Consider the following 17,238-nt stretch of genomic DNA (forward strand, 5'->3'; position numbering starts at 1 on the left):
AGCTTCAACAAACATAACATCATGGCCCAGTCTGGATCGTATGCTATGTCTCAGGCCAACGCCGTTCAGCAGAACGTCCTCAGACTTCTCCAGTAGTTTTATCTCTTTTTCCGGGGCTTTCCCGCCCCGGGAGACTCTATTTCTCTTCTGTTTTTTCTTCCAAAAAATTTTGCAGTGTCGTTTCGTACTGTTCGGTAATCGCTTCTATCCCTTGTCCAAATAACTGGCTTACTTTTTTGATGTGTTTTTTCGGATTGGACAATTCGCGCGTGTTGAACAGATCAAAAATAAGCGGCAGGGTGTATTGCAGATAATACAGATAGACAAGACTCGCATTGTCGGCTTCCCGCCCTTTGGTCATAATGAGCTGTGACGCGAGGGTTTTAAGCGCGCTTCCGAAAGATTCGACGGTCGTGTGCGGCGCGCTTTTGAAGGCTCTGACGTGGCGATGGATCGTCCGGATGTGTTCGAGTCTGCGCCGCATCGAATCGGTATCGCCCCGGGAGAGGGAAAGGGCGGAACGACTTTCAAAGAGACTTTGCAAAGCCGAAGAGAGTTCGGTTTTCTCCAGAACGTCCAGCGAGCCGACATCGATCTCTTCGACACGGGTGGGAACCGCATCGCGGAGTTTGGCTCCGTCGTTGAGATTGTACACCGTTTGTTCGGCATTTTTCCAGGAGGGGATCAGCGAGTAAATGATCTGCACCGATTTGTTCAATACCGATGACGTAAAGACGTGGTCGCGGAAATTCCCTTCGATCGGGACGGTTGTTTTGAGACTGGTGCGTTCCTGGACCTCCATATCCTTGTCGGTAAAACGGGTCACCTGGAGGTGGCTGTCGATGTGGGTCGAACCGGTTTCCTGGTCGAACGCAAGGTCCAGCCCCAGCAGATAAAGGCGTCGCACTCCGAGTATCAGCATGAGTCCAAGCGTCGTCGAGCCGACGCACGGAGTCGCGAGAGAGCCGAAGTTTTCGAAGTAAAACGTCCCCGATTCAAAAAAGAACATTTTCTCTTTGGGAAGCATCTCGCGCAGTTGCGTAGGGACGAACGGCCCGAAGAGATAAAGGGTGTTTTTAAGAAAGGTTTCGACGGGGATCCCTTCGTAATGGGCCATGCTTACATCGAAGCCGTCGATATGGGTGACGATATCGGGCGCGATCCCCTCGGCATAGAGTTTTTTAAGCGTTGCTGAAGCGGCGACGAGGATAAAACGGCCGTGGTTGTTTTTGAGCCATTCGATATTTTTCTGCAGGGATGGCCCAGCGGCTAGGAGAAGTACCGGTTTTTCCTCCAGGATCGGCGAGTTCAACGGTCGTGAAATATCGAGTATCCGGTACCCGTGGTTGATGTACTCGAGCGGGTAGAGGAATTTGTTCAGCAGCAGGTCGTAGGAAAAAACGATGAACGACTGCGTCGCGACCATTTGCTGGATGAATTTCATTTTAACGGTGCTGTGTCCGGGATGATAAAAGAATTTGATGAAACGGTTGTAAAAAAACATCCGGTTCAAAAACTTGGCAACGGTTTGGGCGAATTCGTCGGTTGTCTGCGATACGGCGTAGTGGACGAAAGTGTGTTTGGAGATAGCCGTGTAATCGGTAACGAAAAGGGAAAGTTTGAACAGTTCCAGATCGTCTTCGATGAGGAGGCACTCTTCGGGGCGGAACGAACGGTCGATCGTACTCAGATGCAATCCCAGTCCCGACCCGATGAAAATGTATTTATGTACTTTTTTCATGTGCGTATCAAGGCCGGCATTGGCGTTGACATACTGCATCAGGGGATAGACGTGCTTGAGCCGGTCTCCTTTGTAATTGCTGTAAGAGGGGACGGTTTCGTACGCCTGATAATTTTTTTTCAGCGAGGCGGTTTTCGCCGTTTCTTCGGCGAAGGTGTTGGTGTCTCGTCCGTAGAGAAACGAATCGGTTTCCCGCACGTAGACGTCGAAATACCCGTTTTTGTATTCCAGATCGTATTTGGGGGTATAGAGCCCCCGTTCTATCGCCGTCTCGAGGAGGGAAAGTTTTTTGTAGAGCTCGGGTTGATGCTCCGAGAAATAGGACATATTGGTTTGATAGGTCTGTATCGCTTTGGTTTCGACGGCTTCCATGAATCTCCTTTTACCGAATAAAGCAAATACCATGCCGTTTATGTTTAGGGTATCATATCACCATATCTTTCAACGACGGGATCTTCATGCAGCCAGATACGGACGCGTTAGTACGAAATTTTCACGACAATCTGAATTTCTTTGAACGCGCCCACCCCGCGCTCCATCAAAAGCTTATGGCGCTCGAGACGGCATTGGTCAAAGGGTATTACGCACCCGTGTACGAGCTGGCCTTTGAACAGGGGTATTTCGAGGTTATCCGAACCGCAACGAACGAACCCTATTATGGCCGTAACAGTTCGATCCATGCCGAAGAAGCCGCCGAAGCGATCAGCGGTGACAAAAATGCCGGAATTTTCGAAGCGCACGCAAAGCCTCTGTGCGAAGGAGACGATTTTTCCGATGTGCTGGCCAATCATACGAAGGCGGTGTGTGCGTTTGCCCGTTATGCGGCGGAGGCAACCCGGGGGCTTGGTGAAATGGTGGCTATCCGAAAATTTATTTTCATCGGCGTAGGGCTTGGGTTGCATCTGAGTGCGATTCATCGTAAAGTCCGCTCCGGGGCATACCTGATCGTCGAAGACGATCTGGAACTGTTCCGGCTTTCGTTGTTTACCACCCGCTATGCCGAGTTGGCCGAAACGGGCGATTTGGAATTTTCGGTTTTCGAAAACGGCATCGAATTCGACCGTACCGTTTCGTCGTTTCTGAACAAAGGATTCTTTTTTAACCATACGATCAAATACCATTACATGGCGCAGCATTCTGCGGAGAAAATCAAATGGATACAGCATGCGATCCTCACTCAGCGCCATTTTGTGTTTGCGTTCAACAACTTCCTGGAGTCGACGCTCAAGCCGCTCGATTATATCCGGCAAGGGTATCCTTTTTTGGATATTTCCCGGCAACATTCCCCGTCTCCGTTCGGAGAAAAACCCGTGTTGTTCGTGGGTGCGGGGCCGTCCCTGCAAAAAAACAGCGAATGGCTGCAAAAAAACCATGCATCGTTCCTGATCGCGGCCGCTTCGGCGTCGCTTCGCCCACTCAGAGCACTGGGGATCGCTCCTGATATGGTGATACATATCGACGGCTTCGAAGCAAGCAAACACCATTACGAAGGGTTCGGGCCCGAGGATTTTGCCGATACTCTCTTCATCGGCCGGGCAAACAGTTACGAGGGCATCCTCCCCTATTTTCGGAAAGAGAACGTTGTTTTGTTTGAAATGGGGTCGTCGTACTACGAAGGGATCGGGTCTCTCGCGACCCCGTGTGTGGGCTCGAGCAGTTATCTGCTGTTGTCCCGTCTGGGTACGCGGCGGCTGTACGTTTTAGGGCTGGACCTGGCGCTGGACCAGGAGAGCGGTTCGACGCACAGCGATAGTCACATGCACAACAAAACGCTCGATCTTGCGACTGCCGATCGGATCGAAACCGAAGCATCGGCACGAACGATGCTTTTGGCGGTTCGGGGAAATTTTGCTGAAACGGTGATGACAACCCCCCACTTCAAACAGTCCCTGGACGATTTGTACCTGTTTGCCCCCGAGTGGATCGGTACGGAAGAGAAAATATACAATCTCGCAAGGGGAGCCTATCTCCCGGGGTCGGAGGCCAAAGAAGCCCAATCCGTCCATGAAGCGGCGATATCCCCGGAAGAAAGAGCGCGGATGCAAGAAGCGCTGAGAGAGTTTTTGAGAGCCCATTCGCGTTCGGCCTTCACCGCAAACGAAAAAGAGGCTTTCGACCGTCGCCTCGCGTATGCCGCCGAGGTGCGCGAAGCGATCCGTCGTCACGCACAGGGGAATGAACAGCGATTTGATACTTATCAGGCGGCGCTGTTTGAACTGCTCAAACGGACCATCGGCGGCGGAAGCCCCGAACGCGACGATTTGGGACAGGTGATGTTGCGGTATTACAAGCTTGTACTGACCTACGTGTTCGATCTGTTCAATACAAAAGGGGTGAACCGGCAGGAAGCCCATGTAGCGAATATCCGAATATTGTTGTGTGAGCATCTTGGGCAGATTGTCGATCGATACGAAACAAGATTAAGGTCTTTTCTGGACCATTAAGCGGGAACGGAGCTTGCTTCGGGAACAGCGGTCAGAGGAATAAAAAAAAAGGTTTGAGCATTTGAGAATTTTATTGATTACGTACGACAACGAATCGCTGATCCAGTGGTTTCCGCAAGGGGTGGCCTACATCACCGCCACGCTCCTGAAACACGGGCATGAAGTCGATATTTACGAACAGGATATTCACCACTACCCCGAAGAGCATCTGACGCAAACGCTCGACAACGAGCATTACGATATGGTCGGGCTCAGCTTTATCGGAGGGTATTACGAATATCGCAAAGCGATCAAAATTTCCGAAGCGATCAACGCCTCCCGGCAACGCCCGTTTTACGTGATCGGAGGGTTCGGCCCAAGCCCGGATCCGGCGTATTTTCTTAAAAAGCTGCTTGCGGACGTCGTCGTAATGGGAGAAGGGGAAAATACGGTCATCGACCTGATCGCCCATCTGGAACAAAAAAAATCTCTTTCCGGCGTGCTCGGGATCGCCTACCGTGAAGGGAATAAGTGCACGATCAATCCGGGCCGGCCGTTGATCGAGGACGTCGATTCGATCCCGATGCCGGCCTATCACAAATTCAATATCGAGCATTACCGTCTGCTGCGGATGCCCAATTGTTCCAAAACGGATTTCATCATGCCCGTTCTTTCGGGACGCGGATGTACCTTTACCTGCAATTTCTGTTACCGGATGGACAAGGGATTCCGGGGACGAAGCAATGAAGCGATTATCGAAGAGATACGGTATCTTCAGAAAAACTACCGCATCAGTTACATCGCTTTTTCCGACGAGTTGCTGATGTCGTCCAAGCAACGGACGATCAGTCTGTGCGAGGATATGATTAAAGCCGACCTGAAAATAAAATGGGACTGTAACGGGCGGCTCAATTACGCTACCCCCGAAATTCTCAAACTGATGAAGCGCGCGGGATGCGTTTTTATCAACTACGGGATTGAATCGTTCGACGACGAGGCGCTTAAGAACATGAACAAAGCCCTCACCACCAAACAGATCGTCAAGGGGATCGAAGCGACGCTTGCCGAGGGGATCAGCCCCGGGTTCAACATCATTTTCGGGAATATCGGGGAAACGCGCGAGATTCTGATGAAGGGGGTTGACTTTCTTCTCAAATACGATGACGGTGCACAGCTTCGGACCATCCGCCCCGTTACCCCCTATCCCGGGTCACCGCTGTATGATTACGCGATTCGCCACGGCTTGCTCAAGGACATCGAGGATTTTTATGAGCACAAGCATACCAATTCGGATCTCTTGTCAGTCAATTTCACCGATATGAGCGACGACGAGTTTTATGCGGCGCTGCTGGAGGCCAACCGTATCTTGCTGGACAACTATCACGCCAAAAAAGAAGCGGCAATGCGGCAACAGCTTGAAGACCTCTATTTGCGCAAAGACGCCACTTTCCGGGGATTCCGTCAGACGTAGGCGTTCACCCCGGTTTCAGATTTTTTTTTTTATGTCGATATAAACGTATAATATTCTCTCGACAAGAGTAAGGAGGCTGCTATGGCCGGTACAATCAGTTCGCTCGGGGTAGGATCGGGTATCCTGACGCAAGATGTTCTCGATCAGCTGCGGGAAGTCGATGATGCCAGTTTCGTCAAGCCGCTGGAAACCAAAATCAGTTCCGCTTCAAATCAGGTAAAGTCGATGGCACAAATCGGGACGTGGATGTCCGATTTGGCCAATGCGGCGTACGATCTGCAGACCTCCACACTCTATACGGAACGTAGTGCGACCGTAACGGGGAGCGGTGTCAGTGTAACCGTCGATCCCAATACCGATATCCAGTCGTTTTCGATTGAAGTGACGACGCTTGCGACGAAAGAAGTCAAGGAATCGGGTCAGTTCGCATCGAAAACGGATCTGATCGCAAGCGGAACGGGAAGTTTCAATCTCAATATCGACGGCACCGACTACACGATCGACTACGATGCCACGACTACGCTTGAAAGTCTTAAAAATACGATCAATACGATCGCCGGAGACAAAGTCGGTGCGTCCATCGCTCAGCTCGGGACAGGCGATTTCCGGTTGTTTTTGAGTTCCAAAGGAACAGGAAGTACTCAGGATATTACGATCACCGATACCAGCGGTCTTCTCAACGGGACGCAGCTCACCAGCGGCGCGACGGTGATCCAAAACGGTATCGACGCTTCGTTCAAGTTCAACGGGATCGCAGTCACGCGTTCAAGCAACGTTATCGATGATCTCGTCACAGGGGCCACGATCACTCTTGAAACAGAAGGGGAAACGGCAAACATCGATATTACGCAGAATCGTGAAGCGATTTTGGAAAAGCTCAACAATTTCGTTTCCAAGTTCAATGCGGCCGCAGGCGGAATCGCCAAGCTGACCCACAGCAGCACCGAAGAGAGCGAGCGTGGGATCTTCAGTTCCGATAGTACGATCAAAGAGATGCTGCGCAATCTGCAGACGATGATGATCGGGCAATCGGGAAGTTCAATCGCCAATTATGGATTAGAGCTTGACAAAAGCGGCGTTTTGTCCCTGGACGAAGACGTGTTTAACGAGCAGATGGATGCCAATGCATCGAACGTCCAGGCATTTTTTTCAGGCGGTACGTTCGTAAATCCCGATTCGTCGACAACCACGTTGACCGGGTTTTTCAATACATTTCAAACGGGTGTCGAGAATTATTCGAAATTCAACGGGTTGATCGATACGTATGAGAATGCATTGAAAGAGAAAAAAACGCGGTTGGAAGAACAGCTCGAAAAACAAATCGACCGCCTTGACCGCCGTTATGCGATGATGCAGGAGCAGTGGGCGGCATACGATTCAATGATCAGCAAACTGAGCCAGCAGAGTTCCTACCTGTCGCAGCTTGTCAACACGATGAACAGTTAACCGTCATCGCCCCTCTTTTTGGAGGCCTGTGAAGGCCTCCCCTTCTTTTAGCAATCACAAATATCGGTTCAACGGGTTTTTTTAGAGATGCCGAAACGTCGCGGGCGTACCGTGATCTCGGTGACGCTGACCCCTGCGCGCAATGACAGGGCATTTTTGAGGGTTCCGGCGATATCGGAAGCGAAGAGTTTCATGTCGTCTTCGTCACCGACCCCGAAGCGGAGCGTATCGAAAAACGGCGTATCGGTCATGTCGGGATTGATCGTCAAAACCGCAACCCCCGAAGGGCGCAGCTCTTCAAAGAGGGTGTGCCCAAACGATCTAAGGCCCGTTTTGGTCGCGGTATAGAGGGCGGAAAATTTGGCATGTCGGGTTGCTTCGATACTGGTAATGTTGACGATTGTGCCGCGGTTGCGCTTGAGGAGACGCAAAGTGAAGCGGGAGAGCAGCATCGGGGCGGTGAGATTGACCGCTACCATGTCACGGATCACGGAGGGGGTTATCTCCTCGTGGGGTTCGAACCGTCCGAATCCAGCGGCATTGACCAGAAGATTCAGGTCGTCATAGTGCGCCAGCGGAGTTTTGAGTGCTTCGACAGAGGTAAAATCACCCAGATCGCACGCTAGATGCGTGAACAGGGGATGTTCGATGTCGCCTCTGGTTCGGCTGATGCCGATGACGCGGTACCCCTCTTCCAGCAGCATTTGCGCGCATGCTTTTCCGATTCCCGAGCTGCTTCCCGTGACGATCGCCGTACCCATAGTGCTCCTTTACAATTCGAGAATTTCGATCTGTGCGAGTGCGTAGCTCTCGATCGTTCCGATATCCCTGTGATAGCGGTCGTTGTGAAACGTAAAAATTTTTCCGACGTAAGCGGGGAGTACTTCGGTGCTGAAGTCTACCCGTTCTTTGTTGAGTGTTTCGATGAAAGCGACGACTGATGGTTCGAGGATATACACCGCCGCATTGGCGAGGTTACCCGGAGGATCGGGGAGCTTTTCGAAAAAAGCACTGACGACGCGGCGCTCGTCGAGTTCGACGATCCCGCAGCTTTGGGGTGTGTCGGTAGTAAACGTCATCATCGTGATTTCACATCCCGCCGGGCGGGTGCGATGGGCTTCGATAAAGGCTGAAAAGTCGCAGAAACTCAGGTTGTCGGCATGAACGACCATGAACGCTTCGTTTTTGAGATAGGGCTTGCACGCCAGCAGCGTTCCCCCCGTCAGCAGCAGTTCTTCTTCATGCAGGAGGGTCACCGAATCGTTCCAGGGAGAGTTGCGGACATGCTTTTCAACGGTATCAGCCATGTAATGGGTGTTGAGTATAAAGCGTTCTACTCCCACTGCGCTGAGGTGATCGAACCAGTAATCGATGAGCGCTTTTCCGTTTACAGGGACCAGGCATTTGGGGAGGCGGTCGGTGAGGGGGCGTAATCGGGTGCCAAGCCCCGCAGCCAGTAAAACGGCGATCATTCGGCGATCTCCTGTTCCAGTTCGACGAGATTAAGAGGGATATTGCCGACGCGGCCGACCTGGCATGCGGCGGCGATCGATCCGATATAGGCCCCTTCCATGACGCTTGCCCCGACGGCGATCGCCATCGAGGCCGAAATGAGGAGTGAATCCCCCGCCCCGGCGACGTCTTTGGGGGAGCGGTTGAGTGCGGGGATCTGGTCGGTGACCCATTTTTTGTTTTTGTCGGCGTGGATCAGAACCCCTTCGGAACCCAGCGTGATGAAAACATTGGAGATGTCGCTTTGTTTGCGCAATTTTTCGGCCAGGACGATGAGTCCGGATTCAAAATCGTTCAACGCCAGTCGAGCCTCTTTTTCGGTGGGGGTGACGAGGCGCATATGGCGAAACTTCGAGATGTCCCCGATTTGGGAGGAAGACTGGCTGTCGGCGACCATCATGATCCCTTTTTTGAGTCCCATGCCGGTGATTTTATCGATGAGGCGCTGCGGCAGGCACCCGTAGCTGAAATCGGAAAAAACGATGAGGTCCGTTTCGTCGATAGCGCTTTCGATTTCGCGGCAGATTTTATCCTGTAGTTCGATGTCGATATGGTGCTGTTTGAGGTGATTGACCCTCAGGAGCGTTTTATTGTGGGCCCGAAAACGCTGCTTGAGGGTAGTCGGACGGCTGGTGTCGCCGAAAAGTTTGCATTCGACGCCGTAGTCGCGGAGTTTTTCCTCGACGAAACCGTAATACAGGTCGTCGCCGAGTACCGAATAAAACCGTACTTTCGCTCCCAGTCCTGCCGCGTGGGAAGCGACAATGGCGGCTCCTCCGATGAATTTATCAGACGAGATCGGCGTGACGACGATGGTAGGGTCCTCCTGGCTCATTCCGATCGGATCGCACGTGATGTATTCGTCTACGATGGTATCGCCGATGACGACAACCCGCAGATCCCGGAATTTCTGGAGATAGGAACGGATCGTGAGCGGTTTGATCCGGTGGCGTTTCATAAAGCTATCGGGTTTGTCGATCGATGCGGCGTCGAAATTTTCGAACTCGCTGCGTAACAGCTGCATCGAGGAAAAACCGATATCCCCGGAACTGAAGATCAGCTTTCCGCCGTATTCGGAAAGGACCTCTTTTTCGGGGTTGCTGAGGGTTTTGTGCTCGCTCCCTTTTACCATGATGTCGGGGCGCAGGGAGCGGATGAAATCGAGTACGTCGCTTTCGATGATCAGGGCGTAATCGACGTACATCGAGTGCTGTACGGCTTCAAGGCGGATGTCGGCATCGAGGAGCGTATCGCTGGAGTGGCGGTTGTTGATCCCGACGACGAGGAAATTTCCGTTGTCTTTGGCAAATTTGAGCAGCCGCAGGTGACCCGGGTGGAGAATATTGAAGTTACCGTAGACAAAAGCGATTTTTCGTTTTCCGGCCACTGTTCGGATCGCGTCGATATGCTCCTGGGTCTGCATGGGGTCGCCTTTAGATGAAGTTGATATGCTGAGGCGGGTTGCCTTGGGGTTTGCGCAGGTCGATCATCCCTTTTTTGTAGGCGTCGAGGAATTCGTTGGGTTTGTGCTGCAAACACAGCGAACCGCACATTTTCTGCGCATTGAAACGGGGTGATGCGAGATAATTCATCACATCCCAGTAGCGGTCGCTTTGGACGATATCCTTGAACCGGGTCGTAACGATGTTGCCGATATGGAACTTTTTATACCGTTCGTTGAACAACATTCCGCAAGGGGCGACGAGCCCGGAACCCGAGATCTGGATCTGGAACGGGGGGCCGTAGCAGCGCTGATAGCTCCGTTTCCCCTCGGAGCTGATTTTGGACCATTTGACCGATACCTGGTATTCGTCGTCCGAGTACGACTCGGCTTCGTGCAGAAGGTGGTCGAGTTCGGCATATTTGGAATAATCGACCCCGAGCTGGCCGTCTTCGCTGTCGCTGGTATGTTTGATGACGAGATAATCGGGGCGCAGCTCCTTGCCCAGTTTGGCGAGAGGAATCACCTGATCGGCGTCCTGCGGCATCAACACCATCTGCATCCCGATCGTGACGTCGAGGTTGTCGCGTTTTTTGATGTCCACCATGTCGCGGATATTCTGGCAGACCTGGTGGAACCACTCCTCTTTGACCCCCATGATCTGCGCGTAGCGGGCAGGTTCGCCCGCGGAGATGTTGACACGCAGGTAGGTGAGGTGGGGAAGGATCTTTTCCAGGCTTTCGCGCGTCGAATTGTAGCCGTGGGTCGCGGCGGCCATCGAAATGCCCAGTTCCGATCCGCGGATGATCGTGTGTTCGAAATACGGAGAGATCGAGCTCTCGCCGTCGGATACGAGGCTGATCGCTTTGACCCCCATTTCGGCGCAGTCTTCCAAAAAAGCGTCGATAACTTCGCGGGTGATGTCGAAGCGGTCATTTTCCTGCAGTCGGGCGTAGCAGAAACTGCATCCGTAGTTGCAGGCACGGGTGAGGGCCATATCGATGGTGATCGGGGCGATCCGTTCTCCCCGTTCCCAGGCTTCGATCCGTTCGCGGTGCCAGGCGAGTTTCGTGGCGTCGAGGATGAGTTTTTCGTCTTTCATGGGGTTCCTATGTCCGTTTTTTATTGCGGTCTTGCATGTTATGGTACATCACTTCGATCGAAAACCCGAAAACCGAATACAGATGCAGTTCGAGAGCAAACAGCAATGCCGGAAGCCGATCTGCGGGGACGTTCGGCAAATCGATCTCGATGCGCGAATCGCTGATGAAGACCACCTCGGGTTCGGTATCGGCTTGGGCCTGTTGAAGAAAATCGCGGACGGCATCGGTGATCGCGGCGAGTTTGGCTTCGGTATCCTGCGAACGCCATTCCGTGTCGGCCGAAGTGAAAAAGGTGCTGACTTCCCCCTCGTATCCTGTTTGGATGCGGTACGCATTCAGTGCGTCGTCGAGCATTTTTTGCATGAGAGAGAACGGGGCGCTCATGTTTGCGGTTTGGACGATTCCCGGCACGTTTCGGCGGTACCAGGAATCGCGGAGGCTCTCTTCGAGTTTCAATACCGCATGGTTTTGGGCTTCGAGGATCGGAAGCCCCTCCAGGATCCCGCACAGTGCCGAAGCAATTGCGGCGGTCTCTTGGGCAATTGTGTCCTGCGCTTTGAAAAAAGCCGTGTCGATCCGATGGGAAGAGGGATCGACGCACAGGATGAGGGTGATCCCGAGGGCTGAATGCTCCAATCTCAGGGCGGAAGGCGAACATTGCGTTTCATGCCGTTGCGGGAGGCCCGTTTGTGCAAGTCGGCGAGCGTAAGGTTCGAGGGAGGATGTGTTTACTGGCATCGTAGATAGACCGGCCCTTCGTAGGATAATGCTTTGGCTATATCGGCCTCGAGGGTTGTTTTTGAAGGCTCGAGGATCAGCAGGTTTTTGAAAATACGCATCATGGCAAGATCGTCATCGTCCATGCAGTGGCTTCTTCCGAGTTTTTCGAAATAGTTGTCGGCTCCGACTCCCACAAGGATGACCCGTGCGGCGTGTTCGTTGAGGTCGTAGCGGATCTGTTCGTAGGCCCGCATTACGAGAAACGGAATCTGCGAATAGACGATCGGCCGCATCCCCGCCAGGTAGAGTCCCATCGCCATACTCACCGTCGCCTGCTCGCAGATCCCGATGTTAAACGCCCGTTCGGGATGGTTGAGCAGGAAGTCATCAAGAACCGCAAACCCCATGTCCCCCGCCAGCAGCACCATGGTCGGGTCGGAATGAAACGAACGGTAGAGTTCCGCCATCACCTCTTTTTTGGTTGCAATCTCACGCATGGTCGTCCTCCAGAACGTATCCGTCTTCGGTCGGGCAGCGGAAGTGGTGGGTAATCGAGTTTTCGATGAAACTGATCCCCCTGCCTTTGATCGTGTTGGCGAAGACGACGGAGAACATCCCTTCGCCTTCTGCGCGGAAAAAGGGTTCGAAGGCCTGTCGGAGTGACGCTTCGTCGTGACCGTCAAGATTGTGGAAATGATCGGTATATGACGAAAGAACCTTCGCCAGACGGGGGTTGTCAAGCCCGACGTCTTCGACCCTGTCCATCGCCTGAAGACCGTTGGCGTCGACGATGATGAGCAGGTTGTCCAGTTTCATCCGGTATGCCAGGGCAAGCGCTTCGAAATTGCTCCCCTCCTGCATCTCGCCGTCTCCGACGATACAGACGACTTTGTTGTTTACCCCTTGCAGTTTGAACGCCTTGGCGATTCCGACGGCAATCGGGAGACCGTGCCCCAATGACCCCGTCGAGGCTTCGATCATGTATTCGGGATTGCGCGTAAGGCATCCTTTGATGGAGGCCCCGGGTCCGTAGAACCGCTCTAACTCGAAATCGGGGAGGAACCCCAGTTCGTTGAGGATGACGTAATAGGCGTACGCTCCGTGCCCTTTGCTGAAGATCAGCCGGTCGCGCGATGGGCTATGGGGATCGGAAGTGTCGTAGGAGAGAAAATCGCGGAACAATACGCTCAGGATTTCGACGCACGAGAGCGAGGGGGCGAGGTGTCCCGCTTTGGATCGGCACGAGAGGGCGATGGTTCGTTTGCGGATGTGGTCAGAGTCGAGATTTTTCATCGTCTTCATCCCAGGTATTTGAACCAGTCTCTGGTCGCTTCTTGGATACTCTCTTCGTCCCATACGGGGGCTTCCCTCCACAGCTCGATGTTGTCGAGCATGATTTTTACCCCCTCTTCGAACGAAACTTTGGGTTCCCATCCAAGGAGCCGTTTGATCTTCGAAATGTCGGCATAGGTGCAGTCCGGTTCACCCGGACGTTTGGGGATATGGATTTTCTCGGCTCCCAAGAGTTCGACGAGCCGGTTGACCGAATAGGTATGGTCGCTTCCGACGTTGAAAATCTCCTGAGTTATTTCCGACTTCGCCGCCGCGTAGCAGGCCGAGGCGACGTCGGTGACAAAAGTAAAGTCCCGTGTCTGCTCGCCGTCGCCTACGACCGTGAGTGGTTTGCCGGCGAGTAGTTGGGCGAGGAAAACGCCGAACACCGCCCCGTAGGTTCCGCCCGTGCGGTGGCGGGGGCCGTAGACGTTGAAAAAACGCATCGACACGACGGGGAGACCGTAGATTTTCCCCCAGTTCATGACGTATTCTTCGCCCAGGTATTTGGTCAGGGCGTAGGGGTATTGCGGATCGATTCGTGCGGTTTCGGGGGTGGGATAGACGTCGGGGATACCGTAGCACGAAGAGGATGCGGCGTAGACGAGTTTTTTGATATTCGCTTTGCGGGCCGCTTCGAGGACACGGATCGTTCCGTCGACGTTGGCGCGGTGGTAGGTGAGCGGGTCGTTGATCGAGGGGACGATGTCGGCGAGCGCAGCAAAGTGGAAGACGTAATCGGCATCGCTGAAAAAGGGATCGAGATCGGTTGCGTAATCGCCGATGTCGGCCTGTACGAAAGCGACATCAGGATTGCCTTTGTGGTGGGAAAGGTTTTCGAGCCTCCCGTTGGCGAGGTTGTCGATGATAGTGACGCGAAATCCTTCTTGGACGAGGAGGTCACACATATGCGAGCCGATGAATCCGGCTCCTCCGGTTACGATTGCTTTCACGCTGAGCCTTTAAATAAAATTGTCGTGGGCCTGCGGGTTTTTCAGCCGCCACAGGTACCGGTTGATTTCGTCCATCCGGCAGTTGACGCGGCATCCGTTGATGTCGAGCCCGTTTTGGACGTACTCGTAGCTCAGACGCCGTTTTTCCCCTTCCCAGATATCCTGGAAGCCCGTTTCGTTGATGTTTCCGTAGCAAAACTCTTCTTTCCCAAGGTAGGCGCTGCACCCGTAAACGTCTCCGTTGGAAGCGATATAGCCCCAGAAAAACGGAGTGGAGAGACATTTTTTATAGGCGTGCTGCTTTTCGGTGTATTTGCGCATCGTATTGGCGCGGAAGACGACGTTGAAACGATCGGTATTGCACTCGGCGAGTTCGGCTTCAAGGTCCATGAACTCGTCGTAATTGATCTGTTCGTAAAGGTGCGTTTCGCTGAAGAGGTGTTGCGAATAGGGTTTGATGACGAGATAGTCCAGCCCGATTTCGGCGCAAAGGCGTGCGAGTGCGACGGCACTGTCGCGGTTTTCGGGCAAAAGGAGCATTTGGGCGCCGAGGGTGCAGGTATACCCTTTCTCGCGTTTGAGCTTGACCGCATAGCGGAGGTTCTCCACAACCCGGTGAAAATCGTCTTCTTTGGTCTGGTGGATCTGGGCATAGCGTTCCGGCGTCCCGGCATTGAAGCTCACTTTGATCCACGAACAGTGGCGGACGAACGTTTCGATACTTTTGGTGTTGCAGGGGACGAAATTGGTCGTGATCGAGGTGTCGATCCCGATACGGCTGCAGTGTTCGACGATGGATGCGAGCGGATTGAACAGCAGCGGCTCCCCTTCTCCGGCGAACATGACGCTGCGTACCCCTCCTGAAGCCATTTCATCCAGGGCGTTCCTGAGGGCTTGCTCTTCCTGAGCGATTTTTTCGTAACCCATGTAGTCCAGTGCGCAAAAAGTACAGCGGTGGTTGCACCCCCCGTAGGGGGAGATTTCGACGTAGAGGGGGTAGACTTTTTTGAGTTTTTCCCAGTCGTTCCCGGCCTCGCTCCACTGCGCGACCCTTTCGGGGTGAAAAATCAGTTTATGGCTGTCGATCGCATATTTGTCCATGGGCTCTCTTTCGGGGCGATTGGCGTATTAAAGCAAAAAGCGTTCTCTATTTTCGGTCGGCGGGAAAATTCCAGCTGACGATCCGCTCTTCGGGTATTCCCCGCGCGATCAGACGGCGGTACACTTCGGCCGCTTCGACCCAGGGGAGAATTAAAAAACGTTTATCGGCGAGGGAATCGACGGTCTCGTCATCAAATTTTTGAACGGTCGTATCCAGAAACGTTTTCCCGATCCGGTGCTCCCTGGTATCGAGAACGGCGAACGGCCGGACCGAGAGGATCGCCGTATCTTCGCAGAGGGCATGAAAATAGCGGTCCATTGCGGGGAGTACGACGATCTCATCCCCATGGCTTCGGACCAGTTCGGAAAGTACCGTATCAAACCGTTCGAAAACCGGGGTGACATGAGGAATCGCTTTGGAAAGGAGATGGTGTTTGTCACGGCATTCCGGGCAGATGAGGTTGATTCCAAGAAGGCCGTAAAAAGAGGACCGATCCTCGCTCACTTCGGTACGGGCGTCGAGAGGATAAGGGAACCGTTCGTACGATGTGGATGTTTGACAGTGGGGACATTCGACCGTGATGGCGGAGTGGAAGCCATCAAGGGGCCGGGATGCAACGACCCTGCTCAGGGCCTGACGGTGATTGATGTCGTTGAGTTCGCGAAGTTGGGCGTAAACCTGCAGATATTCTTCGTCGGACATGACCGTCAGATTGACCGGAGAGTTCCACAGATACCGGGACGTATCGGCAATGTCTTTGATAAAACGTACCCGGTCGCGGATCATCCCTTTTCGTAAGGCCTGAGCGTGCAGGACGGTTCCCGGATAAGGAAGCACCATCGACCAGTCGGCGAAATAGAGGCGGTGCTGCTGCTGAAAATCGAGGGTCGTCTGGAGAGTCTCTTTGGTTTCCGCCGGATCTCCGAAAAGGAAGTTGCCCTGTATCCCGATTTTGGCTTCGCGGGTCAGTCGAACCGCTTCGGCGATCTGATGCGCAAAGATTTTTTTCTGCATGCTTTCGATCACGGTGTCACTGGCGCTTTCGAATCCGTAAGAGATTTCGGTGCACCCCGCTTCTTTCATCGCACGGAGCATCGGGGCGCTGACCTGATCGACCCGAAGCTGACAATCGAACGTTATGTCGAGGCGTTTGGCCGCTTCGCAAAATTCGAGCACCCTGGCAATATTGGCTGAAAAGAGTTCGTCGTAGATTGCAAAATGGGTGACGCCGTAGGTCTCTTTCATCCGTTCGATAAAAGCGATCGTGTAGGGAATCGAATGGAGACGGTATTTTCCCATGCCGGCATGGTAACAGAAGGTGCATTTGAAAGGGCATGAACGGCTTGCCGAAATCGGAATGTATTTCCCCCCGAACGGATCGGTCTTGTGATGGGACCATGTCTGGCCGGTTTGGAGTTCAATGAACTCCCCGATACCCATCAGTTCGTAATCGGGAAAAGGGAGATCGTCGAGGCGAGGTATCGTGTCACCTTCGTTGCCTGACACAATACCTTGAGGTGTGCGGGTCCATACCCCCTTGGGAAGAGGGGTGTCTGAGGGGTTCGCGATGTAATCGAGCAGTTGTTCGAAAATTACCTCCCCTTCGCTGATCACCATGTAATCGGGCTGGAGCTCGGTGAGGACGATTTCGCTCTCGCATGCGGTGATGCCGCCGCCGAGAACAATCGCGGCATCGCTCAGCGGACGCAGGAAGCGGATCAGCTTTTCGAGCTGTTCGAACGCGATCGTGAGCGCGCCAAGCCCGATGACGTCGTAACGTTCCCGCGACAGGAGATCGCGGAGGTATTTTTCCCCTTCGACCCGTCCGACGTTGTTCATATTGAAACCGTGTACGGTGTGCCCCCGCGATCGGATGTAAGAGGCCAGATACGCCATTCCGATCGGAAAATACATCGTATTGGGTTCATCCACGTATGTCGGGGCTACCAATAAAATTTTTTGTTTGTTCATTAAGGGCAATCTTTTTCGGGTCG

General features: G+C 53.3%; 15 protein-coding genes. 4 read left to right on the forward strand and 11 right to left on the reverse strand.

Going from position 1 to position 17,238, the window contains the following annotated elements; translation table 11 throughout:
* Positions 1-96 (forward strand): flagellin (locus E0765_RS08610; RefSeq protein WP_255417877.1); only part of this gene is annotated, 96 nt, incomplete at its 5' end.
* A 40-nt stretch (positions 97-136) separates the two neighbouring features.
* Here E0765_RS08610 and E0765_RS08615 read toward each other — a convergent pair.
* Positions 137-2,113, reverse strand: coding sequence for a 6-hydroxymethylpterin diphosphokinase MptE-like protein (locus E0765_RS08615; protein ID WP_165921728.1), 1,977 nt, complete (start codon positions 2,111-2,113; stop codon positions 137-139).
* An 86-nt stretch (positions 2,114-2,199) separates the two neighbouring features.
* Between E0765_RS08615 and E0765_RS08620 the strand changes: the two genes are divergently transcribed.
* The 3 genes from E0765_RS08620 to fliD all read left to right on the forward strand — a co-directional run bounded on the left by E0765_RS08620 (position 2,200) and on the right by fliD (position 7,081).
* Positions 2,200-4,185 carry a 6-hydroxymethylpterin diphosphokinase MptE-like protein gene (locus tag E0765_RS08620; protein WP_132812819.1) on the forward strand — a complete coding sequence of 662 codons (1,986 nt, stop codon included), beginning with the start codon at positions 2,200-2,202 and terminating at the stop codon, positions 4,183-4,185.
* Positions 4,186-4,246: 61 nt separating this feature from the next.
* Positions 4,247-5,635, forward strand: a complete 1,389-nt coding sequence (locus E0765_RS08625) for a radical SAM protein (protein WP_132812820.1) — start codon at positions 4,247-4,249, stop codon at positions 5,633-5,635.
* Positions 5,636-5,716: 81 nt separating this feature from the next.
* Complete coding sequence (fliD, locus tag E0765_RS08630) at positions 5,717-7,081, forward strand: flagellar filament capping protein FliD (protein ID WP_132812821.1); 1,365 nt, start codon at positions 5,717-5,719, stop codon at positions 7,079-7,081.
* A gap of 68 nt (positions 7,082-7,149) precedes the next feature.
* Here the strand turns inward: fliD and E0765_RS08635 are convergent, their stop codons facing one another.
* From E0765_RS08635 to E0765_RS08680, 10 genes are all read right to left on the reverse strand, one after another.
* A complete protein-coding gene (locus E0765_RS08635; protein ID WP_132812822.1) occupies positions 7,150-7,842 on the reverse strand; it encodes an SDR family oxidoreductase in 693 nt (230 codons plus the stop codon).
* Between the two features lie 9 nt (positions 7,843-7,851).
* The gene (locus E0765_RS08640; protein ID WP_132812823.1) at positions 7,852-8,553 is read right to left on the reverse strand and encodes a nucleotidyltransferase family protein; all 702 of its coding nucleotides are present in this window, start codon (positions 8,551-8,553) and stop codon (positions 7,852-7,854) included.
* Positions 8,550-10,016 carry a PfkB family carbohydrate kinase gene (locus E0765_RS08645; RefSeq protein WP_132812824.1) on the reverse strand — a complete coding sequence of 489 codons (1,467 nt, stop codon included), beginning with the start codon at positions 10,014-10,016 and terminating at the stop codon, positions 8,550-8,552. Before E0765_RS08645 ends, E0765_RS08640 begins: the two co-directional genes overlap by 4 nt.
* 10 nt (positions 10,017-10,026) lie before the next feature.
* Complete coding sequence (locus E0765_RS08650; protein ID WP_132812825.1) at positions 10,027-11,136, reverse strand: radical SAM protein; 1,110 nt, start codon at positions 11,134-11,136, stop codon at positions 10,027-10,029.
* A 7-nt stretch (positions 11,137-11,143) separates the two neighbouring features.
* Positions 11,144-11,773 (reverse strand): hypothetical protein, encoded by a 630-nt coding sequence (locus E0765_RS08655; RefSeq protein ID WP_132812826.1) that lies wholly within the window; start codon positions 11,771-11,773, stop codon positions 11,144-11,146.
* Positions 11,774-11,865: 92 nt separating this feature from the next.
* On the reverse strand, positions 11,866-12,354 hold the full coding sequence (locus E0765_RS12735; RefSeq protein ID WP_132812827.1) for a transketolase: 489 nt from the start codon (positions 12,352-12,354) through the stop codon (positions 11,866-11,868).
* A complete protein-coding gene (locus E0765_RS12740; protein ID WP_132812828.1) occupies positions 12,347-13,150 on the reverse strand; it encodes a transketolase in 804 nt (267 codons plus the stop codon). Before E0765_RS12740 ends, E0765_RS12735 begins: the two co-directional genes overlap by 8 nt.
* A gap of 5 nt (positions 13,151-13,155) precedes the next feature.
* Positions 13,156-14,142, reverse strand: coding sequence for an SDR family oxidoreductase (locus E0765_RS08670; RefSeq protein WP_132812829.1), 987 nt, complete (start codon positions 14,140-14,142; stop codon positions 13,156-13,158).
* Between the two features lie 9 nt (positions 14,143-14,151).
* Entirely contained in the window at positions 14,152-15,243 is a 1,092-nt protein-coding gene (locus E0765_RS08675) for a radical SAM protein (RefSeq protein ID WP_132812830.1), read from the reverse strand.
* A gap of 46 nt (positions 15,244-15,289) precedes the next feature.
* Positions 15,290-17,215: a radical SAM protein gene (locus tag E0765_RS08680; RefSeq protein ID WP_132812831.1), complete on the reverse strand. Its 1,926-nt coding sequence runs from the start codon at positions 17,213-17,215 to the stop codon at positions 15,290-15,292.
* Positions 17,216-17,238 lie beyond the last annotated feature (23 nt).

Origin of the sequence: Sulfuricurvum sp. IAE1, from assembly GCF_004347735.1 — a bacterium.
GTDB lineage: Bacteria > Campylobacterota > Campylobacteria > Campylobacterales > Sulfurimonadaceae > Sulfuricurvum.